26 protein-coding genes, 1 tRNA gene and 1 pseudogene are annotated in these 22,192 nt (G+C 45.4%); 6 read left to right on the forward strand and 22 right to left on the reverse strand.

What is annotated here, in order from left to right; genetic code table 11:
* Positions 1-162 precede the first annotated feature (162 nt).
* On the forward strand, positions 163-2,172 hold the full coding sequence (locus ACWGOO_RS01865) for an LTA synthase family protein (protein ID WP_452481008.1): 2,010 nt from the start codon (positions 163-165) through the stop codon (positions 2,170-2,172).
* A gap of 154 nt (positions 2,173-2,326) precedes the next feature.
* Here the strand turns inward: ACWGOO_RS01865 and ACWGOO_RS01870 are convergent, their stop codons facing one another.
* The 12 genes from ACWGOO_RS01870 to ACWGOO_RS01925 form a co-directional block, all read right to left on the reverse strand.
* A complete protein-coding gene (locus ACWGOO_RS01870) occupies positions 2,327-2,596 on the reverse strand; it encodes a hypothetical protein (protein ID WP_452481010.1) in 270 nt (89 codons plus the stop codon).
* 92 nt (positions 2,597-2,688) lie between these two features.
* Positions 2,689-2,910 (reverse strand): DUF1450 domain-containing protein, encoded by a 222-nt coding sequence (locus ACWGOO_RS01875; RefSeq protein WP_452481012.1) that lies wholly within the window; start codon positions 2,908-2,910, stop codon positions 2,689-2,691.
* 23 nt (positions 2,911-2,933) lie between these two features.
* Positions 2,934-3,236 (reverse strand): iron-sulfur cluster assembly accessory protein, encoded by a 303-nt coding sequence (locus ACWGOO_RS01880; protein ID WP_452481014.1) that lies wholly within the window; start codon positions 3,234-3,236, stop codon positions 2,934-2,936.
* A gap of 379 nt (positions 3,237-3,615) precedes the next feature.
* Positions 3,616-4,872, reverse strand: a complete 1,257-nt coding sequence (locus tag ACWGOO_RS01885) for a M14 family zinc carboxypeptidase (protein WP_452481016.1) — start codon at positions 4,870-4,872, stop codon at positions 3,616-3,618.
* 117 nt (positions 4,873-4,989) lie between these two features.
* Positions 4,990-5,799, reverse strand: coding sequence for a glutamate racemase (racE, locus tag ACWGOO_RS01890; RefSeq protein ID WP_452481590.1), 810 nt, complete (start codon positions 5,797-5,799; stop codon positions 4,990-4,992).
* 204 nt (positions 5,800-6,003) lie between these two features.
* Positions 6,004-6,327 (reverse strand): YtxH domain-containing protein, encoded by a 324-nt coding sequence (locus tag ACWGOO_RS01895; protein ID WP_452481018.1) that lies wholly within the window; start codon positions 6,325-6,327, stop codon positions 6,004-6,006.
* A 97-nt stretch (positions 6,328-6,424) separates the two neighbouring features.
* On the reverse strand, positions 6,425-7,072 hold the full coding sequence (locus tag ACWGOO_RS01900) for a helix-turn-helix transcriptional regulator (RefSeq protein ID WP_452481020.1): 648 nt from the start codon (positions 7,070-7,072) through the stop codon (positions 6,425-6,427).
* 8 nt (positions 7,073-7,080) lie between these two features.
* Positions 7,081-7,521, reverse strand: a complete 441-nt coding sequence (locus tag ACWGOO_RS01905; RefSeq protein ID WP_452481022.1) for a DUF86 domain-containing protein — start codon at positions 7,519-7,521, stop codon at positions 7,081-7,083.
* Between the two features lie 24 nt (positions 7,522-7,545).
* Positions 7,546-7,833 carry a Dabb family protein gene (locus ACWGOO_RS01910; RefSeq protein ID WP_452481024.1) on the reverse strand — a complete coding sequence of 96 codons (288 nt, stop codon included), beginning with the start codon at positions 7,831-7,833 and terminating at the stop codon, positions 7,546-7,548.
* Between the two features lie 82 nt (positions 7,834-7,915).
* A complete protein-coding gene (locus ACWGOO_RS01915; RefSeq protein ID WP_452481026.1) occupies positions 7,916-8,341 on the reverse strand; it encodes a phage holin family protein in 426 nt (141 codons plus the stop codon).
* A gap of 323 nt (positions 8,342-8,664) precedes the next feature.
* Positions 8,665-9,801 carry a polysaccharide deacetylase family protein gene (locus ACWGOO_RS01920; RefSeq protein ID WP_452481028.1) on the reverse strand — a complete coding sequence of 379 codons (1,137 nt, stop codon included), beginning with the start codon at positions 9,799-9,801 and terminating at the stop codon, positions 8,665-8,667.
* Between the two features lie 283 nt (positions 9,802-10,084).
* Positions 10,085-11,983, reverse strand: a complete 1,899-nt coding sequence (locus ACWGOO_RS01925) for a 3'-5' exonuclease (protein ID WP_452481030.1) — start codon at positions 11,981-11,983, stop codon at positions 10,085-10,087.
* 299 nt (positions 11,984-12,282) lie between these two features.
* On the opposite strand from ACWGOO_RS01925, the gene ACWGOO_RS01930 reads away from it, so the two are divergent.
* On the forward strand, positions 12,283-12,864 hold the full coding sequence (locus tag ACWGOO_RS01930; RefSeq protein WP_452481032.1) for a helix-turn-helix domain-containing protein: 582 nt from the start codon (positions 12,283-12,285) through the stop codon (positions 12,862-12,864).
* A gap of 176 nt (positions 12,865-13,040) precedes the next feature.
* Here ACWGOO_RS01930 and ACWGOO_RS01935 read toward each other — a convergent pair.
* The 4 genes and pseudogenes from ACWGOO_RS01935 to ACWGOO_RS01950 all read right to left on the reverse strand — a co-directional run.
* A pseudogene (locus ACWGOO_RS01935) lies at positions 13,041-13,735 on the reverse strand (FGGY-family carbohydrate kinase); the annotation flags it as partial.
* A 313-nt stretch (positions 13,736-14,048) separates the two neighbouring features.
* A complete protein-coding gene (locus ACWGOO_RS01940) occupies positions 14,049-15,146 on the reverse strand; it encodes a substrate-binding domain-containing protein (protein WP_452481034.1) in 1,098 nt (365 codons plus the stop codon).
* A gap of 62 nt (positions 15,147-15,208) precedes the next feature.
* Complete coding sequence (locus ACWGOO_RS01945) at positions 15,209-15,550, reverse strand: hypothetical protein (RefSeq protein WP_452481036.1); 342 nt, start codon at positions 15,548-15,550, stop codon at positions 15,209-15,211.
* Positions 15,550-15,690, reverse strand: coding sequence for a hypothetical protein (locus tag ACWGOO_RS01950; protein WP_452481037.1), 141 nt, complete (start codon positions 15,688-15,690; stop codon positions 15,550-15,552). The genes ACWGOO_RS01945 and ACWGOO_RS01950 overlap by 1 nt, the downstream gene beginning before the upstream one ends.
* Before the next feature lie 168 nt (positions 15,691-15,858).
* Between ACWGOO_RS01950 and ACWGOO_RS01955 the strand changes: the two genes are divergently transcribed.
* The gene (locus ACWGOO_RS01955; protein WP_452481039.1) at positions 15,859-16,062 is read left to right on the forward strand and encodes a hypothetical protein; all 204 of its coding nucleotides are present in this window, start codon (positions 15,859-15,861) and stop codon (positions 16,060-16,062) included.
* A gap of 131 nt (positions 16,063-16,193) precedes the next feature.
* On the opposite strand, the gene fabV is transcribed toward ACWGOO_RS01955, so the two are convergent.
* Both fabV and ACWGOO_RS01965 read right to left on the reverse strand, forming a co-directional pair.
* Positions 16,194-17,366, reverse strand: coding sequence for an enoyl-ACP reductase FabV (gene fabV / locus ACWGOO_RS01960; RefSeq protein ID WP_452481041.1), 1,173 nt, complete (start codon positions 17,364-17,366; stop codon positions 16,194-16,196).
* A 206-nt stretch (positions 17,367-17,572) separates the two neighbouring features.
* Entirely contained in the window at positions 17,573-17,941 is a 369-nt protein-coding gene (locus ACWGOO_RS01965) for a hypothetical protein (protein ID WP_452481043.1), read from the reverse strand.
* Between the two features lies 1 nt (position 17,942).
* On the opposite strand from ACWGOO_RS01965, the gene ACWGOO_RS01970 reads away from it, so the two are divergent.
* Positions 17,943-18,473 (forward strand): CGNR zinc finger domain-containing protein, encoded by a 531-nt coding sequence (locus tag ACWGOO_RS01970; RefSeq protein WP_452481591.1) that lies wholly within the window; start codon positions 17,943-17,945, stop codon positions 18,471-18,473.
* A gap of 124 nt (positions 18,474-18,597) precedes the next feature.
* Here the strand turns inward: ACWGOO_RS01970 and ACWGOO_RS01975 are convergent.
* Positions 18,598-18,682 (reverse strand) — tRNA-Leu (locus tag ACWGOO_RS01975).
* 179 nt (positions 18,683-18,861) lie between these two features.
* Between ACWGOO_RS01975 and ACWGOO_RS01980 the strand changes: the two genes are divergently transcribed.
* Complete coding sequence (locus ACWGOO_RS01980) at positions 18,862-19,005, forward strand: IS3 family transposase (RefSeq protein ID WP_452481592.1); 144 nt, start codon at positions 18,862-18,864, stop codon at positions 19,003-19,005.
* Between the two features lie 340 nt (positions 19,006-19,345).
* Here ACWGOO_RS01980 and ACWGOO_RS01985 read toward each other — a convergent pair whose 3' ends face one another.
* Together ACWGOO_RS01985 and ACWGOO_RS01990 are read right to left on the reverse strand one after the other, a co-directional pair.
* Positions 19,346-19,849 (reverse strand): GNAT family N-acetyltransferase, encoded by a 504-nt coding sequence (locus tag ACWGOO_RS01985; RefSeq protein ID WP_452481044.1) that lies wholly within the window; start codon positions 19,847-19,849, stop codon positions 19,346-19,348.
* A gap of 85 nt (positions 19,850-19,934) precedes the next feature.
* Entirely contained in the window at positions 19,935-20,450 is a 516-nt protein-coding gene (locus ACWGOO_RS01990) for a hypothetical protein (RefSeq protein WP_452481593.1), read from the reverse strand.
* Between the two features lie 340 nt (positions 20,451-20,790).
* Between ACWGOO_RS01990 and ACWGOO_RS01995 the strand changes: the two genes are divergently transcribed.
* Positions 20,791-21,069, forward strand: coding sequence for a hypothetical protein (locus ACWGOO_RS01995; RefSeq protein ID WP_452481046.1), 279 nt, complete (start codon positions 20,791-20,793; stop codon positions 21,067-21,069).
* On the opposite strand, the gene nspC is transcribed toward ACWGOO_RS01995, so the two are convergent.
* Positions 21,050-22,189, reverse strand: coding sequence for a carboxynorspermidine decarboxylase (gene nspC, locus ACWGOO_RS02000; RefSeq protein WP_452481048.1), 1,140 nt, complete (start codon positions 22,187-22,189; stop codon positions 21,050-21,052). The genes ACWGOO_RS01995 and nspC overlap by 20 nt on opposite strands.
* Positions 22,190-22,192 lie beyond the last annotated feature (3 nt).

The raw sequence follows: 22,192 nt of genomic DNA on the forward strand, positions 1-22,192 counted from the left end.
ATAGGTTGTACCTGCTGTACTGGAAGGGAAATGCTGTATTTCTCTACTTAATCATTGAAATGCGCGGGATGAGCGCTATAATAATTAAAGGCGATTTCGGTTTTAACATTACGTTAATATTTAGTTTATACTAGCCGAATATTTCTGCCGAAGGAGGATAAATTGTTGGTTATTCGCACGGCCAGTGCAAATCGCACTGGAAACATGTTCAGCAGAATGCTGCTGTCCCGATATTTCGGGTTTGGTCTGTTTATTGTACTTATGATTGGCAAGCTTGTTCTGATCCACTATAACCTCCATGCCCAAAATATTGACATGAATCCGCTAGATTATGTCATCGCTATCGGTTCGCTCTTGCTTGTGAGTTTTTGGACCTTATGGCTGTCACGGGGCGGGCGTTTGATCGCTCTTGTGGTGCTCGATATTTTGCTTACCGCACTCATTTATTCTGACATGGTTTATTATCGGTATTTTCAGGATTTCATTACGATTCCTGTCTTGCTTCAAGCCGGACAAGTTGGTTCCCTGGGTGGAAGTATCGTATCTCTGATGTACTGGTGGGATCTTTGCTTTTTTGCAGACTGGATTCTGTTCATTCCGTATGTGATGTTCGTAGCTTCCTTGCGGCGTCGGCATGCAACGAGTGATCCTTACATGGAAACGCCCCGCCGCTCATTCGCCAAAAGGTTTCTGCTTCGCTTCTCCAAAGGCGCGCTAGCCTTCCTGATCGGCTACATTTTCACCTTTGGACCGATTAAATATTATACGTCTACGTGGGCAACCGGCATTTTCGTCGGTAACTGGTGGTCGATGGCCCTGTACAATGTAACCGGACTGATCGGATTTCACGGGTACGACATTTACCGCTATAGCCAGGACCATCTGGGACTCCAGCCTACGCTGGCTCAGGCGGAGTCCGATAAGGATAAGGAATGGTTTAATCAGCATCAAAAGCTGCTCCAGGTGAAAAATGACCTGTCCGGTAAGTATAAAGGCAAAAATGTGATGGTCATTCAAGCTGAAGCATATATGAACTTTTTCATCGGCAAACAGATCAACGGTCAGGCCATTACGCCTAACTTTGACAAGCTGATGAAGGAAAGCATGTATTTTAACAATTATTATCACCAGACTGCGCAGGGCCGTACTTCGGACGCGGATTTCTCTACACATGCATCACTGCATCCGCTGCCTACAGGCTCAGTATTCATCCGTTATGCGGACCATAAATTCGATACGTTGCCTTCTATTCTAAAAGATACTGGCTACAGCCCTAATGCATTTCACGTATACGACAGCAGCTTCTGGAATCGCTACACGATGTATAAGGCGATGAACTATGACAAGTTCTACAGTAAAAAAGATTTTAAAATAGACGAGCCACTTGGTTGGTCGCTGGGAGACAAATCCTTTTTCCGGCAAACGCTCAATGATCTCACCACTGAGGTCAAACAGCCGTTCTACGCCTATATGGTCGGAATTTCGAGCCACCACCCGTACAATCTTTCACCTGACGCGGTGGATTTGAATGTTGGCGAGTTTGAAGGGACGATGTTCGGAGACTATCTGAAATCCGTGCATTATGTGGATGAAGCACTGGGCCAGCTGGTGGATCAGATGAAGAAAGACGGATTATGGGATAATACGATCCTCATGTTCTACGGGGATCACGACAACTCTATTAAAGATAAGGCACTGTATGAGAAATTTTTGGGTAAGCCACTCACAGATCTTGATATGCAGAAAATCATGAACCAGGTGCCTCTGCTTGTGCATCTTCCCGACGGAAGCCACGCGGGAACTTACACCGAACCGGCAGGACAGCTTGATCTGACACCTTCGGTGATGCATCTGCTTGGCATTTCAACGAAACCGTATCACTTTATGGGAAATGACCTGTTCAGCGGGAAGCCTCGTATGGTTGTGCTGCGCAGTGGTGCTTTCACTGATGGTCGTATGTACTACATCCCATCCGAGGATGGCACGTTCTCCAAAGGAACCTGTTACAACCTCACCACAGGCCAGCCTACGGATGTGAACGCCTGCGGACCGGGGTATACCGAAGCTCTCAATCGGTTGAACATTTCCGATCAGGTGATCACGTATGATCTCATTCGCCAATGGGAATCGCAAACCAAAGAAGTGACTACGACTCCTTCGACCTCCAAATAGTCTTTATAAAGGAAGGATGCTTACACGACACCCCTTCCGCATTCCCAGAAAGATGAATACAACAAGAAAAGCCCGATCAAGCAGCAATATGCTGATGATCGGGCTTTTTGTATTCTTGAGCTAGTAAACCGCGCTCATTTACATTTACGAATGCTTATGGGCGCAATACTTTTTTGGCCTGCTCCAGCCGTTGTGTCTCTTCACCAAGCATTTCCTCGGCAGCCTCTACCGCATCGTCGCCAAGGCTGTCCTTCGCCTGCTCTATGGCATGCTCCGCATGAGTACGAGACTGCTCCGCCTGCTCAATCAGTTGCTCAGCCGGATGTGACAATGCCTGAGAAACGGCATGGTGAAGCTTGTCCACCGAGTTTTGCGTTTGGGCCTCGACACTGTGATTGTCCAGATTAGAATCATATTGGGCCATGAATCACTCCTCCTTCTGGGCAGTGGTCTGCTCCATTAGCATGGATCAGAAGAAGGGGAACTATACAAAGCTGTGAATGCTGCATACTGGAATTATTTTATAAAACGCGCAACCTTCTCCAATACTTCGTCCTCTGTAGCTGCACTTATATAACGTCCGTTCACATATACAAACGCCCGCTTTCCACAAGGACCGCAATACGATTTGCAACCGATTTTGATCTCCGCATCCGGTGCCATCTTTTGCAGCTTGGGTAAGATTGTTTTCAAGCGAATATGATTGCATTCATCACATACGCGAATATCGTTGGCCATCTATCGTCCCTCCGTGCTCCGGCTTAGTGGTCGCCGTGATTACCTTGGGAAGGGTTAGTAATGACAAATCCTTCTTCGGGGAAGTATAAGTAATCAATTTTCACACCATCCAACAGCGGCTGGTCGTTTTCCAAAATAACATCAATACCTTTATCTGTAGATACGACGGTATCTGTTTCTTTAGGCGTGTCCAAATCCAGCCCGTAATGAGCATGGTCTCCATGGGAATGAGTAATAACAACGCGCAGGCTCTTCCCTTGGTTTTCTTCTTTATCCAATTCAAGCTTCAATACTTTAGCTGCATTGCGAGTAATTTTGCAATTCATCAGCTTCATCTCCTTCATATTAATCAAATGAAGTGTGGTCCATCGGAGTATGAATATCCATACCACACCATTTAACAGGTAAGTTCAACAACTATAAATACTAATAGCCTCTATACTAGAAAGGCAATATTCCTATTGTAAAGAAAATCGCGGAAAATCGCAATCACGAAATTCATAGCTTATATTCCTAACGGACACGTACGTGCTGCTTCTCAAGCGCATCGGGATATTTACGTTCAGCGCGGGTCACAAACCAGTTCATCAGCAGCAACGTTACCCCAATTTAACCCATTGAAAGGACATGTAAGAGGAACACTTGTAAAAACACGTGCTCCTCCTAATACGTGCTGATAAACCATGGCGTTTCAGGCTGACCCTTTTACCACGACAACACCGTTGCCATTAACATGCCCACCTCTGCCGCAATATCGTCATAATCATGCATAGGCAGCGGATTTACGCCTAGCCCGACTTCAACGGTAAAACCCGGTTTTCCAAATCGCTGTATAAACCAGTCCTTATATCCTGCATCGCTGCCCCCCAGCTTTACCGCCCGGTATCCTGTTGCAGCCGCCAGCCGTGATGCCCAGTCCCGGCTCTCCTTTGGCTCCAAATCCCGGTAATTCCAATAGATTTCCTGTCCCTGACTGTGTATGGACAACACCATATCAAACCGTTCCCGCTCCGTCAGATCGACAAGCGCTTTAGCCTCTGGCTCAGACAAAGGTGCAGGACCCGCATAATCTCTTCTGGATGGGCCTGTTTTACCGCGTCTGCGTACCTCTTCCTCCCAATAGGCCGGAAACTGATCGTTAAGGTCCACACCGCGAATATTCGCCTTCCATCCACGATAATCAGCGCGACCTTCATTCCACTTTCTTAAGTCATGATACAGGGGATGAGAGGGAAGGATACCTTGTTGAACCAGTTCCACCCCATCCGGATTAACCATGGGCACTACCCATAAGGAAGTACGGTTTAGCCAAGTGTGTGCAGAAACTCCATATATCCATGGAGGAGCCTCGCCTTGATCCTCTCGCTCATCGTGATGCTCCCCCCCTTCATCTCCATTCATACTGTCGACTCCTTGCGCATATCGCTCTACAAAACGCAGCAAACATGGTGTCGTCAGCCACTCATTAGCATGTACGGAGGCGTTGGCATGAATTTTCAGCGGTCCCCGTCCAATGTGTACATAGGGGATATCCTTCCCCATGACACTGGTGCCGATGCTGCCAACTTCAATAAACGGATACCTTTGAGCCAGTGCCGCAAGATCTTCTCTCAAGTCCTCGTACCCATACTCTCCACGCAAGCGTACAATCTGATCCTCATGGTTATCAGGGATAATAATTGTTTTTCCTCCCACAAAATCATGCTCCGCAAGTTCGGGATTGGCCTTCCGCAGTTCATCAAGCTCCACACCAAACTGCTTGGCAATCTGTCTGGCATGCTCAGCGGGCTGAATAACGTATTTACGATCCGTTGACGGACGAATGTACAGCACTTGACCACAAATCAGATAGGGCTGCGCGGCAGTCCATGGATTGTCCACCATCAATGTATCTGTCGATAATTTAAAAGCCGAGGCGACCCGATGCAAAGTATCTCCTTTTTGTACGATATATTCCCTCATCTTCTACGCCCCTTCCATCTGTCTTACTGCATGTTATGCAGACGCGGCGTGTCTTGATGAAGCGAATACCAAAACAGCCGATTTTTTTTTCCAATGACAAAAAAATCGGCTGTCTCGTCAATCCAGATTGGTGACCTGCCAAACAACAGGAGTTTGACGAATTTGCTCCCCAAGCCACTGCGCGGCAATGCGCTGGAACAATTCCGGATCACCGGAACAAAAAAGCTGATGCACCGGTGTCTCATCCCCGATCTCCAACTTGCCCTTGTTATACAAAATCGTACTCGTCTCACGAGCCGTTTCGTCTGCTGAGCTAATCAGCTTCACGTTGGGGCCCATCACTTCCTGAACCGTTTCCTTCAAAAAAGGATAATGCGTACAACCGAGAATCAAACAATCAATCGGGTACGCTTGAATCGGCCTCAACGACTCCTCTACGACTTCTGATGTCGTCTCTGAACGAAACAGTCCCTGTTCCACCAAAGGAACAAGCGCAGGGCAAGCGTGGCTCACCACGTCTACGTAGGGGGACAGCTGCTTCAGCGCAGCCGTATAGGCTCCACTTCGGATTGTACCGACAGTCCCAATCACCCCGACATACCCGGTGGCTGTTGCGCTAATTGCAGCACGTGCCCCAGGATGGATGACTCCAATCACCGGAATGGAGACCTTTTGGCTAATATAGTCCAATGCCGCGGCTGTTGCCGTGTTGCAGGCAATAATAATGACTTTCGGATCAAATTGAATCAGAAAATCGACCATTTGCTCTGTAAATTTCTTAACTTCTTCCGATGGCCGGGGTCCATACGGAGTGCGGGCAGTGTCTCCAAAATAAATGATTTTTTCCCGCGGAAGCTGACGCATGACTTCTTTAACAACCGTCAGACCTCCTACACCGGAATCCAATATTGCAATCGCTTGCTGCACGTACACACCGCTTCCTTTTTTGTTCAAGTATGAGTCGCTCCCTCTCGGGAAGCGAGCCGTTGCTACATACCTTATGTCGTATTCGTGTAAAAGGTACCCCAAAATATTACTCGAAAAGGGAAGAACGATCAACAAAGAGGCTTCATCCCAACAGGAAAAGCCTCAAAGCGGATCCATATTCAGTTATATTCATTTAGAAGCTGCCTACAGGGAATCCTTTTTCGTATCTTCTTGAACAGGAGCGGAAGAAATGCTGACTTCAGGAAGAACTTCGCCTTTTTTGCAAAATTGCCCGATTTCGTGAATGACCGCTGAGGCCGTATCCTTAATTTTATCGGTGTACTCAATAGAGATGTCTGTAATTTTCCCGGTCAGTTCCTGCCCCTTATCACTGACAAGACGTGCCTGATCTGTTATGTCCTGACGCAGATCACGACCTGACTTGGGGGCAAACAGCAGCGCAGCGAGCGAACCGGCAATGCTACCTGCCACCGCACCACGGATAAAGCTTTTGTGGTTTTCTTTCATCATCATCTCTCCCTTGTGCCCGGGCGAATGCCCATCTGTTAATGCATTATAAGCACGGAGAGCTTGTCATGACACAGCGAACGAGCCATGAAAGTTCCTACATTTTTCGGGACCGGATACGGTACAGGCAGCAACGTCCTCCATCCGCCAAGCAATCCTCACGGACAACTTCGGCATCAAGCAGTTCCTCGAACATTTGCTGCTCACATTCACAAGCCTTGCGGTAACGGCCTGCAATTTGAGAAATCGGACAATTGTATTCCACAATAGAGTAGCTCCCGTCCTCTTCTTCCCGCCACTCTGCCATATAACCGGAAGCGTTCTGAATGCCGGACAGTTTTTTTACACGTGAAGCCAGCATGGTCTCACCCTCTATCTGAGGGGCGTAACGCTTCATCATTTTGCGTTTTCTACCGTCAAACAAAGAATAAACAGCTTCCATTCCCTGTTCTTCATCCAGTTCCTCCAGCAGCTCCAGCAACAAATGATCATAATTGCGGGGAAACTGCTCACTTCCCTGCTCGCTCAGACTGTACAAAAACGTCGGACGTCCCATCGCCTGCCGCACTACTGTAGCGACGATAAGACCATCCTGCTCCATCAATTTGAGATGCCTGCGCACCCCCATTTCGGTAATGCCTAATTGAGCTGCCAAGCTTCCGACGCCCACAGGTCCCTTGGTTTTCAACAGTGTCATAATCATGCGCCTGGTGGGCATTTCGGGTACGATATACTTATCCGTCACTTTAGCCTTTACACTCCCTCGGGCTGCGGACCCAATTCCTTATTTAAGTAGTCATGCACACTGGATGCAAAACGCTCCAATAGCTCGGGCAGCTCAGGTGTAAGCGGATGAAGGCTCGTCCGGTCCCAACGAAAATACTCCTGAACCAAGGGTTTCCGCAAGGCTACCAGTTCCATCAGCGGATGAAACACGGTATCATCCAGTACGCCCTCTTCATGAATGATACCGATAATATCCTCATAGCTGCTGGCATCGCGCATAATAAATCCGTCAATGATATAACTTCCTACGTCCGTTACCGTCTCAATCGCCAAATGTAGACAGCGCTCCTGCACCAGCCCCTGCAACAAATCTCTGTTCCAAGTGGCCGTGATGCGGCGGAGCCCTGCAACAATGTCGGGAACGGCCCCTAGACGAAGCTCAATTTGCTCCCTGTTGACATAATACAAGGTCCTGCACCTCCCGTAACCGCTTCAAATTTCATAATCAACTGCGATTAATACATCCTTTACTTCATTCATGTGTACAATGATCTCCTGATGCACAGGGTGTACCTGATACGTTTGCAAGTCCCCCAGTGTTTCGAAAACAGCCGTAAGGGAAATATCATAAGATCGTTCCGAACGAATCACGTCCGTACCTACTTCGAGTGACAGAAGTTCTTTGATTTTGCCGTTCATGCTGCGTAAAATGGACGCCGTATGCTCAATGCTTTCAGGGGAGCGATCTTTCAATTTGAACAAAACAATATGTTTAATCATACGTATAGGCTCCTTATCTTTTAAAATGTTCTCTTCAAAATTTTATCATAACGCCCCACATACGGAAAGAAGCTTTATAATTCTAGCGATCTTTTCCACCATCTTTCCCACCAGACTCCTTGTCCTTCAGCAGAGCAAAAAAATTCTTGAGCTTCGGTGGGAGCGGCAAGCCCATGCGTGAGCAGTTTTCCGTAATCGAGATTAATTCATTGGATAAATAAAAATACGTCACCGCCCCTTTCATGATTTCAGTGCCCATCAGGAGGTCTACATGATGTGCCAAAGAAATCACCATCAGCATCAAAGCTTTTCTCGTCAATCCCCAAAACCCGGCTTTGCTGCTCAAGCCTTCCCCTGTCTTAATCGCGGCGGCAACCCCAGTCACATAATCAACAGCCATTGCAACCGTAAACAGCACCATCAACTGATTCCAGCCGCCAAATGCAAATGTAATAATGGCACCTGTGGTAGCACAAAACATACTAAACATAGCTGGGTTGATATTCATACCTGTTCCTCCTCTCGGGGCGGTTACTGCAATATATGCAGCGACGTGGCAACCCGTAAAGTCATATGACCTGAACAGGGATATGAATTCATAGATTCATATAAAACAAGCTGCAAACCTCATGATTTTTCGGGGCAAACACGACAAAAAAACACCTTAAAAACTAATAAATAGCTTTAAAGGTGCTTTTACTTCCTTATGGGCAATGTAACGCTTGTTTATCCAACACGCCTGATTTCTGCTTACCGCTTATAAAAAAAACAGCCCCCCTCTTCGAAAAATAAAGTAGGGTAGCCTGTTTTTCTGACAAGACAGCTATTCAATTAACGATGATCATTCCAAAAATTAAGTGGAGTGAGATTTCCATTCAACGGCTCGAACGAATAGCCTTCTTTCTGCAAAGCTGCCATGATTTGTGGGAGCACCTTGATCGTAGATGGCTTATCATGCATAAGAACGACTGGAGTTCTCCCTTGTTTTTTCAATCTTCTAATATCACTCAGAACAGTCTGTTCAAAATGCTCTGGATTTTTGGTATAACGCCAATCGTTGGAATCTACATTCCAATCCCAAATATGATAGCCCGCACCCGTCAGCTGATCACGGAATGCTTTCTTCAAATACGGTTTGCTGCCATAAGGCGTACGAATTAAAGAAGTGCGCTGTCCTGTTGCCTGGAATAAAATCCCATTATCCTGGTTCATTTCTGTAAGCGCCGCTGCCGAAGAAGCATAGATTTTCTTCACCTCGTGCGTCATCCCGTGCAAGCCCAAACCATGACCCGCCTCTACCATTCTCTTCATGACTGCACTATGTTGACGAATTTCCGGTCCCAGCATAAAGAAAGTCGCCTTAGCATTATATTTATCCAAAATATCCAACAGTTGTGAAGTATGGGCTGTAGGACCGTCATCAAAGCTCAAATAAATCGTACGGCTTGATGGGGAAGTGTTCCCCTTAGTTCCTGCATGGCTATCTTTGCCAGGCTTCACAGCTGCATACTGTTTAATTTCTGCGGTAAATTTGTTCAAAAATTGTGTATCAGACAAGCTCGCATTCGCGTTCTGAATCCGGTATAGATTGCTTGCAGGCATCGTGATGGTAAAACCGAAAGCATCCACCAATGTGCGAATCGGCACCATCGTACGTCCTCCACGCTCAAAAATATCACCCTTGGTCAGATCCAGCGTAAAGCTGCGATTATGTCCGGTCAACACCAATGTACTTCCGCTGGCCGAAGTGGCAATCCCCATCTTTTGACCTAATGTAACGACAGGTACATACAACTTGTCATTTTCCATCACTGGCTGAATCGTATTCGAATCCAGTAATACATCATTGACTCCCAGCAAAGGAGCCTTCGCTTGCGCACTTGCCGTATTCGTACGTATGCCCAACAGACCCAAACAACAAATTGCCATCAAACATACAACCGCCCATTTTACATTCAAAAATTTCATTACTACACCACCTGTGCTGTATTTTATATTGTGCGGGAGCTATCTCTAGCTTGTCTATGAAGTTATACAGCATGACGGTATAGACATGGCAATATAGACATTCACTAAACATATAGAACATAAACGCATCTCAACTGATTGAATCGGAACGCCTTTCCGTCCCCCTGTATATATTAATAGATTACCAGAGTATAGTAAGTAAACATAGTAAGACAATTTGACAACAATCTCGCAACACCCCCGCCCATCGAGGTTACAAAGTTGTGAACAAATTGAAGATCCCTCAACCTGATTGCTTGGGTGCGATATTCTTCGTTTTCCTCTTATGCATCTCATCCAGATATAAGGTATATTTGGACTCTCCGCTATATGTAAGAAACAACCATTCGAGCGCACGGGTCATGCCAATATATAGCAGAGAGACCTCTCTTTCTTCAACCTCTTCCCTCTTAAATGGCATGTTCTCAATCGCCACAATAAAGACAGCACGAAAATCCAGACCTTTAGCACTGTCGAGAGTAGATATTTTTACCGTCTCTTCTTCTCTTATAAAATTACGTTTGGATTCACGGCTTTCAGTCATCCAGGTATATGGCACCTGATGCTTCTGTAAGCTGCTTTTGATCTCATTAATATAAGAGATTTTGTAACTGTTCTGCACCCTATATAAAATAGCTATATCATTAAGCGGAATAGCCTTTTCTCGACGCAGAAATGTAATAGATTTAATAATAAAATCCATCTCCTCGCGAATATTTCGGCATCTGCGGAAGATAGGTTCAGGTCCCTCGCGCTTGGTTGACTGTGGGGGAATAATTTCTACTCCTTCAAGTGAGCCGCTTTGCACCTTGTTTTGTAGTTGTGAATGACTACGATAAAAATCCCAAGCAAACTGTACAATTTGGGCCGTATTTCGGTAATTAATAGAAAGGATTTTCGATCTCCCCCGAAAATCCAGACCCGTTTCCTGTGCAAGACTATTCTTCCTTTTAAAAATAGATTGTGCCCGATCCTCTACTAACAGCAGGGACTTCGTATCAGGATTGAGACAATGACTGACCAAACGCAGCCAATCTGGCTCAAAGTCCTGTCCTTCATCAATGAGTATAGCATCGTAGATCGGAACAATAGCTTCAGATTCGTCCAATTTCTCTAGCAACTCAGGTATCGCACTGTCCTTGATCCGCATATGACTGCCAAGCCATTCATGAAAGTTATATACTTCAATATTAGAAGACTCCCATTCACATTCTGCACTAGCAAAATCAAATAGATCTCTTGGCTCCCTCATTTTTTGACCAATCCACTGCTTGAGAGTCCGAGATAGGGGGATACCATAGCAAATAACAAGAATTTTCCAATCAGGATGGGCTTGAGCCAGCATCTTGGCCCGACTGACAAGAACCAGCGTTTTTCCACTACCTGCCACGCCACGAATAAGACGATGTCTGTCTCCCAATTGTTTAGCCATATTCTCCTGGTGCAGATCCATGGTTTTGATATTATGAAGAGATAGCAACAACTGATCCTGATAAGGTACAGGTTCCTTGAACTCTGCGCTAATCCGTACTTCGGGAAATAAATGAAACCGGATAGCCTGAATGTCCTCATCAGTAAGCGTATAACGACGTTTGCTTTGAATCGAGAACATACCAAACAGCTTTTCTATCAAAGTTTCACTGGAAAATCCTTCGTCGTCTGTATCAATCTCATCTCTGCACAGCACAAAAGAAGGATCTATTACATTGTATAGTCCTAATTTAATGAAATCCTCTTGCTTCAAACGTGTAAATACCGTACCGTATCCATAGGAAAACTTTAGATAACCAGATAAACCTTGAAGTAAGTTTTTGTCTTTCTTCAGTTGATCCGAAATAAGTCGGGCATTGTCCCGCGCCTGTTTCAGCGGACTTTTCACCGTTCGTGTCTCACCGGCTGAGGTATGTAGCATCCATTCGTCCTGATTAATTTGATGCAACGTGCTTTTCGTATAATCCTTTACTTCAAGAACAACGAGTCCAAGATCCGGGCCGATAATAACAAAATCAGGTCGTCGTCCCCGAATTTCCGGTTCATAATAAACAATATAATCACTAGGTAAATACCTCTTTAAGGTTTCAAACAGAAGTCGCTCTCCTGCTGTCGCATTCTTCGGTATATACTCTGGTACCATATAAGCCATGTGTTCTGTCTCTCCATTTCGCGGTTCTTCCACAGTAATGTATAGATTTCAACAGCATATTACATATATAGTATATCAAATATTTCCCAAAGGGCGAAGTATACCCAAAAAGGTACATATCCCCTCCATTCCCATAATTAAATATATCGGCCCCTTAAACAGCCCTTTTCATAGGTCGAATGGACCTTATTTTCCATAAACCGGTTAAGCCTATGGGATTAAAAGAAAATCAGGAGGGGAGTCACTTGCAAAGCCCCCTTCGGGTATAGTAGTATGTGGTTAAAAAAATCGGAGGATATATGCCTAAACAACAAGATAAACATTCCATTCAGGCGTGGTCTCTGATCAATCGCAAATATTTGGGAAAAGGTGTGCGCGTCAAACGTTTTCGCAAGCCGACACGCTGTCAAGTGCGCAATCGTGTTCTGCTAGCCGTTTTGATGGCTAATGACATTAAACTGTCTCAGCTTGCCGAGGAGCTTTCCATTTCCTCTCGCAGCGTCAGCGCGTGGGTTTATGAAGGCCGTATTCCCGGTAACACTAATCTGGAAAAAACGTGTAACACACTTGGTTATCCGCACCATATTCTGTTTAATGAAGAGGTTGTCCGGCGTTCACCGCTCATCTGTCAGCCATCACCGTCCCGTTTTATGAAACGGACTGTGACTCGTTCCCCGGTCAAAAACCGGATTTTGGCGGGTCTATGTATGGTTCATGATATTTCAGTGACCGATGTCAGTCATTGGATTGGCGTTCATCCCGGCACATTCCGAAAATGGTTGCACCAGGGTACCATTCCATCTCAAACCTTCCAGGATCAGGCGGAACAGTTTTTCCGTATTCCGAAATCCATTTTGTTTGCTGATGCCATGCTGAAATAGTGAGAATGTCCGTTAAGACTGAACCACTACAATTTACCTGAAAGTCTATGAAAGGAACGCATTACCATCTTTCATTTCACAAGGCTTTCGCTTGTTGCAAATCACGGAATATAACAACAAAGAGAGCACAGTTGCCGTTTTCTCGGCGTACTGTGCTTTTTTAGATACCTTACCTTTTAAGAATGAGTGCTTGCCGCTTCTGTAGAACGTCCGGCTTCTTTCTTAATCGCCTTTAGCTTCTTCATCACCGGATTGCCTCCACGTCCAAAGTAGTCGTGAAGACGGCTGTATTCCTCGTACAGCTTATCATAGACGGCCGTGTTCTCCGGGATTGGTTTGAAGCTCTCGTCCCGTACACGAGCCATATGGCGCGCTGCTTCGACGATATCGTCATACCCTTCGGCCTCTGCTCCCGCAGCCACTGCCGCGAACATCGCAGCGCCCAGCGCAGGGGTTTGAGTAGAAGCTGCCACTTTGATCTCCCGTCCAGTTACATCGGCATAAATTTGCATCAAGAGACGGCTTTTCTGCGGCAATCCACCGCATGCGTACAATACATCTACTGGCACGCCGTTGTGATGGAACGCATCGACGATTTTACATGTACCGAACGCTGTGGCTTCCAGCAATGTACGATACACTTGTACGCTGCCTCTTTGCGCTCCAGCCACTCATGGACGTTCACGCCTTCTGCCGCAGCCTGCTTCTTCACCTCACCAGGAACAGCACGCTCAACGAACCATGCGAAAATACCTCCTACCGCCGACTGACCAGCCTCATAGCCGTAATAGCCCGGGATAATTCCGTTTTCTACAACACCGCACATGCCTTCGACTTCTTTTTCTTCCTCACCGAGCAGCATATTACAAATAAGACACTCCTTTTACTATCATTTCTGAAATCTGCAATGGAAGTGCTAATGATCTCATATCCTTGGTTTCGCTTTCATTATAAACTTGTACGTATAAGTTAGTCGGTATTTTTTTATACATTTTTTCACTACATAACCGTTTATTTTTTCAGAAAAAACATAGCAAAAACAGCCCGTTTTCTGCAATCCAGAAAACAGGCTTGTCCTGTACGTCGAGTGAGCAAGCCGAAATGCTATTAGGTATCAGAACTACAAGCCTTCCAACTTGTCTTTACATGTGTCCAAATAAAAATTGGCTCATATTTATAGGTTCTTATACGTCACTGACAACAGGACCCGTAGATTCACGGATAATCAGCTCAGGCGGAATAATCCACTGGCGATCCTCTTCGCGGAAGCCCTTTTCTTCGATCATCGACAGTATCGTATCAGCGGCGCGAAGCCCCAGCTCCTCTTTCGGGTGCCGGATTGTAGTTAGCTTGATTTCCGTTGCCGTTGCCAAAAAAGAGTCATCAAACCCAACCAGCGACAAATCATCCGGAATGCTCAGACCCGCCGAACGCACAATGTCCAACAAACGCACAGCCAGCTCATCATTATAGGTTACCCATCCGGTAGGACGCTCTCCCGGCTCCATACTCAGCAGCGCAGACGCACGCTGTAACGGAACCTCATTTTTTCCTTCTGTCCGGTAAGTGGTCACTGCATTCGGATGCAGCGTAACCCCATATTTGCGGTGGGCGGCTACAAATCCTTTCATACGGAGAATTCCCTGCATATCATCTGTTTTGAAAAAACCGGCTAACCGCCGATGTCCCAGCTTAATCAGATGCTCCGCAGCTAAGAATCCACCCTTCGCATCATCCACACGCAGACATGGCGCATCCATTTCCTCATACCGAGCATTAATCATTAAATAAGGAATTTGACGGTTTTCCATGGTCAGGTAATAATTCAGATTGGGATTGCGCTCTCCACTTTTGGTCGGCTCAATAATGATTCCACTCAATGGCTGACTTAACAGCATTTCCAAACACTGCCGTTCCTGCTCGGGGTCATTACCTGTGCTTGACAGCAGCAGCTTATAGCCCTGACGACTTAATTTGGATTCAATTCCCTGCACAATCGATGGAGAAATATAATCAGATATATAGGTCGTAATGACCCCGATGGTCCGTGGGTCCTTGGGCTGCTTGCTGTCCCGTGTGGCGACAAAGGTGCCCTTGCCCTGCATGCGAAACAGCCAACCTTCCTGTACCAGCTCACCTAACGCCTGACGTACGGTTTGCCGACTAACTGCAAATTGCTCAGACATTTCATGTTCAGATGGAAGCTGGCTTTGAGGCTTCAGCTTGGATGAATGAATCCATGACAAAATTTCCTGTTTAACTTGTATATATTTGGGCGCCATAATTTCCTCCGTCACTTGCAATATCGTGTACCCTTTTGTATTTCACGATTATAGCATATCGTTCATTTGTACATACAAATGTTACAGGAGCAGGATATGAGCCGTGCGGAGTGCACGCGCAAGCTGCCCTCGGTTACGCCCAGCTCGGCAATCGTAGACGGGCTACCGACCTGAGTCAGCATGCACGCATCTGCTCTGACGTGCGCAAGGTTCGATATACCTCCAAAGCATCCACAGCTTGGCTGGCAGCCAGGTCCCTGTACAAGTCCGCCAGCAAAAGCAGAAGCTACACCCACTTTGGCCCCATGCAAAACTTGCTTGCGTCCCTCCGCAATAAAATCCATTTCAATTGGGTGAGAAATGTGGTGCTCTCCCCCCGATGCTGGACGGGAATGATCAATCATCAGCACTTTAACACCTGCCTGGCTACCCGCAGCGCCTCATCACTCACCTCAATAAACAATTCGACCTTTCCGTAAGGGTGGTCGGTGTTGTTTGCCTGTGCCTCATCGTTCCATTGCTTGATCTGCTCATTCATATTCATCTCATCTACCTCTTGAAAAGGAATATTTTGCACAAAAATGATCCATAATAATAAAAGATTCTCTTTGAAAACGATTTCTATTTGGTTGTACGCACAAGTTCTTGTTTAAGTCCAGATGAAAAGTACAAGTTGCTTTTCAAATCCTGATTTCGAAGGGAAAAAAAGCTTATGAAATTCAGAACAGACATCGCTTGCGCACTCGGTTTACTGGCAGGCACAACCTTTGGCAGTGGTATCACCTTTTTGTTCGGCTGGCAGGCCTATCGAGCTCTAACCTCTGTATCTGTCTTCGGCGTTGCCGGGGTCATGATTACCATCGCTGTTTTTCGTCTGCTTCATCACAAATCGGTTTCTACGTCAGATCCCCAATAGTTTCGACTGCTGAAATGAGAACACTATACATTTGCCTAACATATAAAAAAACGGGCATCACAAGCCATTTATTTCGCTTGTAAGTGCCCGTTTTTTTATGTTTTCCGTACAATTCACGGTCTGCTACGATACTACTGAATATCTGGATTTACATCCAATTCATAATCAATTTCATCGAACCCGAATCCAAACAACTGAAGGAAATCCAGACGATATTGTTCAAGGTCACCCCGTTCAGACACATTTTCTGTAGTGATCCCGGACCAAGCCTCTTGGACAGCCTGCTGCACATCGGCTCTCATTTCCAAGTTGTCCAGACGAATGCGCCCTTCCTCATCGGTTTCCACTGCCGCTCCACTATATAGCTTCTCGAACAAACGCTGCGCTTGCTCGATACAGCCCTCATGTAAACCCTTTTCTTTCATAACCTTAAACAGCAAAGAAATATACAGAGGCACAACTGGAATAGCCGAGCTGGACTGTGTAACCAAAGCTTTATTTACAGAAACGTAAGCTTTACCATGGTAACGCTCCAGTTGCTTCGTTAAGGTATGGGCTGTGGCCTCCAGGTCATTTTTGGCTTGGCCAATGGTTCCTTTACGGTAAATGGCCTCCGTGATCTCTGGACCAATATACGAGTAAGCCAGTGTGGTTATCCCTTCAGCCAGCAGATCAGCTTCTTCCAGCGCCTTTAGCCATAAGAACCAGTCTTCGCCCCCCATTACCGTTATCGTATTTTCGATTTCCTCCTCCGTAGCCGGCTCCAGCGTAATCTCCGATACGACACCTGTATTGGTATTCACCGTTTTATCAGAAAAAGGCTGCCCGAGGGGCTTGAGAACAGAGTTGAAAGTTTCACCCGTATCAGGGTGCGTCCGTCGTGGTGAGGCGACACTATACACAATCAGATCTACCTTGCCCAGCTTTTCCTTGACCAGTTTCAACGTCTCCTGCTTGATTTCATGGGAAAAAGCGTCTCCACTAATGCTTTCTGCTATGTAGCCAGCCGCTCTAGCCGATTTCTCAAAGGCTACAGTGTTGTACCATCCAGCCGAAGCTGTGCGTCCTTCTGAAGCGGGGCGTTCATAGGATACACCTATGGTATCAGCTCCCATACCAAAGCTGGCAGCAATGCGAGAAGCCAGCCCATAGCCGGTGGAAGCCCCGATCACAAGTACCTTCTTGGCTCCTTGTATTGAAGGATTTTCTTTGATGTAGTCGATTTGACGATTGACATGAGCCGCACATCCTCCCGGATGCGCAGTAGTACAGATAAAGCCACGGATTTTCGGTTTAATAATCATTGCAAGTGTCCCCCTACTTTGGTATTCATTTAATATAGATGGAATGGTTGTCCAGTCATAACTATATAGCAAATCAGCTTGAGGCTCAACCTTTTACGGGTGTAATACAGCAGTCAGCATCTCATTCAAGGTTGCTGCCACCTTCAAGCTGGGATCTAAATCGGGGTCTAGTATAGCCACATTCATGCCTACTATTTGAGGTGATTTCAGCAAGACTTTAAGAACATCCGTGAGCGTTCCGCACTGAAGCAGGTAATGCCCTCCTTTTTTGCCTCTTCTATAATGCTCGGCAGGATCTCTATTTCCTTAATGACAATCATCTGGATGCACATCCAGATGAACCAGTCCGTAATTCCCCTTTCGCGCCAGCGCCAAGGCGCTTCCCAGCAGCACACTGCAATCTGATCCCCAAATAAAGTCCCGTCGTTATATGTGTACTTCTTAGGATATGCAGGCTGAGACAGCCTTGTAACAGCATGTGCTCCGGTCGCTGTGTGAAGACCTAACTCTTCGAGGACAGCGGGAAGCTTCCAACAGCCTCGTTCTCTATCGTCTGGGTGCCTGCTAAAGGCCAAGATTGGTGAGAGCACTTTCACCTTCGATCTATTAAATAGTTATGATCCCTACTATGACGAGCCGGAACGGCTTGACAGTCCGGAACAATTAAATGACCTATTGCAAAAGCATGGAGTGTTATGCGATGAAACAGTAACTCTGAAGGAGCTAACAGCCGTGCATGCTTACCGCGATAGACTGCGCGATTTGATTATTAGTGGAAGTGATGAACAACTGGGAGAAGTTCTGACGGAGTTTGATTTGCGTTCCCCTCTACGTCCACGATTCAATGCACAGGGAGACGGCAGCTTTCGTTATGTTTACAATCCGCCTGACAAAAACATAGGCAGCTTGGCCGAGCGTATTCTGGCGGTCTGTTCGCATACGCTCGGAAGAGAGCTGACCCTGTACGGAAGACCAAGACTTAAAGTTTGCATTTCAGATCCTTGCCGTAAAATATTTTCCGATCATTCTAAAAACGGACTACAGCGGTTCTGTAGCAAACGGTGCTCCACCCGTTTTCATGTCAAGAAACACCGGGAATCACAATGAAATATAGGGTCAGGTAAATGACTAATGCCGCTCATCCCTTTTTATTACCACTACTACTATAGATAACATAAAAAAGGTTCGTAATTGCTCATGCAGCAATTACGAACCTTTTTTATGTTAATGATGCGGTCGAGAGGACTCGAACCTCCACGGGGGGTTAGCCCACACGGACCTGAACCGTGCGCGTCTGCCAATTCCGCCACGACCGCATAATACGTAATCAACCCGATGTTTATCTATGTAACAAGGCCATAAATAATGTCCAGCACATATAATCACCGTAATTAAGATTATATCGCCCATAGAGAATAAAAGCAAGCCATTTTTATGTTATATTTTCTATGCATAATTCCCGAAAACTTGCGAAAATAACTGGATATCTCTTACCATATATGGCAATATGAACGCATCAGGAACGGAGGTGCGGGCACGTATTAATGAATACATGGATGACTACAACACTGATCGGTATCCATGGAAATTAAAAAAGATGACTCCTGATGAATACAGGAACCATCTATTAACAGCATAATCTAACTCTTTTCTTTTTTGTGCCCACAAATAGGATCACAGTTCAGACCGTCTACGGACGGTCTTTTTTATTTTTAACATCACACTATCGTAACAAGATTACATACTGGGTTAAGCAGCAACATGATCAAATCCGATTGAAAGTATATCGGTCCAACACCCATTCAAGAGGAATCCATTGATCCAGAAACTCGTAAAAAGGAATTAGTAATGGTTTGGACAAGACACAACCATCATGAAGGTACGCTGTCTCAATGAAACAAGGCTCTGCTCCCGTATGATTACAACCAAAGCAGAACCTTTTACATTTTTTATAAAAACCGATTATATACGTTCTCTCATTATAGCCCATAAACCTCGGTATATAAAATTTGTCTAAACGGAGCAAAATCCTGTTCTGTCAGCGCATACGGATAGCTCATAATTTGAAGCCTCAGATCGGCCTGTCCTTCCCTCAAAGGAGGCTGTGCATACTCAAAATCGTTGAGATGGAATCCCAAGCGTTCATAAAAACCAATTCTTCTCCGAGTCCATTCATCCTCAGGTGGCTCAACCTCCAGCACTACCGGTTTACCGGACTGTGAAATAAATCTGTTCATGAGCTTTTTACCTAACCCACCACCACGTATCGCCTGATCTACCGCAATATGCTCTACAAACCGAAAATGTGTAAATTCCCAGCCTGCCAGAAAAGCGACCGTATGCCCATGTTGATCCTTTTCTGTGATTAAGCGATAAGAAGGATGAATAAGCAGAGCATTTTGCGACGCAAAGGTTCTGCATTCCGTTTCAGGAAAAGAGGCTTCCATAATCGCATACACTTGGGAGAATTCAAGTTCATTCATTTTATATTTTCAACTCCTTTAATTTAACTTCAATTTCTAATTTAATCCAATAATATTAAATCACTGAAATCAAAATTATGTCTTTTTAGACCTTCTGTAATTCCATAAGCGTCTGCAAAATATGCTCCAACAGCTCTGGGATATCCTCCATCTGATCTTCATTAATTTGTCTGGAAAATTGAAGCTCGATCTTGTTTTGGTATGTAGCTACCTTCTCCCCATAAACAAAGCAGAGCGTTTGGACTGGCCTAAGATCCGGCTTCCAAATGTGCGTCAATATATCTTCAATCTGACTGCATTGTGTTTCAACCTCACGAATCTCCATATAGAAGCTGAGCAGCAGCACACATCCGGGGATCTGATCTTCAATCTCCAAAATTTCCGCAGCCAAGTTGTTTAAATCTGCCTTTAAGCGAATTTCTGCTGTCACACCGAGTCGTTCCGTCAGCCTGAACTGTATAGCGAATTCGCGCGACATCACAGACATTTCCAATCGATCAATCCGCTGTGTGACTTCAATACGTGAATCCAGATTATCCAGATCATATACTGCATTTTCCATAGCTACTTTTAAATTATCAAAAATCGTCGGGTCGAACATGTTCATTTCACCTCTGCCTGTCATTCTATATGATTCATTCATCTAGCATTCAAATAGGTTTTCAATCAAACGAGTATATCATAAATGTAGGCAGCCAAGAAATATATTGATTTTCCAGCAAAAAAGCTTTCTAACAAAACCTATAATCAACTGAATAAGAGCCATATTGGGTGTTCATATGTCTTGTAAAATGTTATTTATTGTTGATTTTTGTAAAACATCATATTAGGAATGTAGCTGTATCATAGAAGAATATAAATGGCCAGTTCGTAATGACACCAAGGGACCCTACAGATTTCTGTAAATTCATGACCGACCGTGCCGGAGTAAGAAGCAGGGGATGCGGGAAAACTACGATGTGTATACAATTCAGGGAGATAGATATTCTGAAAACTTTTTAGATACAAATGTTGAAAAAGATAAGGAATACTACCTAGCTGTCTCTGCACTAGAGCTTCAACCTGAAGGACATATATTTGACTATAGAGTCTCTTCTGCTAACTACACCAAAAGCCGCGTCCCTATCTCAAGGGGCGCGGCTTTTGGAAGTTCAGTTATTCCATTCGGTACACTCAATCATTTAAAGCCCCATTTATTTCTTACGACAGACGGGAGCTAAAATCCTCGTAGGAAAACTGCCGGATTACCTTGATGCCTTCTTCGTCGTTGTAGCTGGCGATGGCTGGCAGGTTGACTCCGTTAAACATGTGGTTTTTGACCATCGTATAATGGGCCATATCGCAGAACACAAGCTTGTCTCCGGGCTTCAATGGCTCTTTAAAGGAATAGTCCCCAATCACATCTCCTGCCAAGCAAGTAAGTCCACCGAGTCTGTAGGTGTGTGCATACTCACCAGGCTTGCCTGCATCAATGATATTCGGGCGATATGGCATAGCCAGTACATCAGGCATATGACATTCAGCCGAAGTATCCAGAATGGCAATATCCATTCCGTTCTTCATCGTATCCAGGACGGTAGCAACCAGATAACCGGTATTCAAAGCGATAGCTTCGCCCGGCTCCAGGTAAACCTGTACACCATATTTATCCTGAAAATATTGGATGCAGCGTACCAGCGTGTCCAGATCATAGTCTTCTCTGGTGATATGATGACCGCCGCCAAAATTAAGCCATTTCATTTGCTTAATGTACGGCCCGAATTTCTCATCCACGACTTTAATGGTGCGCTCCAGCGTGTCAGAATTCTGTTCACACATCGTATGAAAATGAATACCGTCCACGCCATCCAGATCCTCAGGCTTAAAGTTAGCCAAGGTCACACCCATTCTGGAATTGTTGTAGCAAGGATCATACAGTGGCGTTTCGATTTCCGAATATTCCGGATTAACCCGAATGCCGATGTCGATTTTTTTGGAAGTTACGCCCTGCACTCTGCTTTTGAACCGTTTCAGTTGATCGAAGGAATTGAAAACGATATGGTCAACATACTCCAAAAGTTCATCAAATTCACTGTCCACATAAGCTGGTGCGTATACGTGAACCTCCTTGTCCATTTTTTCGCGACCGAGTCTCGCCTCGAACAACGAACTGGAAGTTACACCTTTTAAATATTTTCCAACCAGAGGAAAGGTCGAAAACATCGAAAATCCTTTCAGAGCGAGCAAAATATTGCAGCCTGTTCGCTCTTGAACAGAATTTAAAACCTCAAGGTTTTTCACAAGAAGTCTTTCGTCAACAAGGTAACAAGGTGATGGAAGTCCGCTAATATCAATATTCATGGC

It is taken from the genome of Paenibacillus sp. NPDC055715 (genome assembly GCF_053617595.1).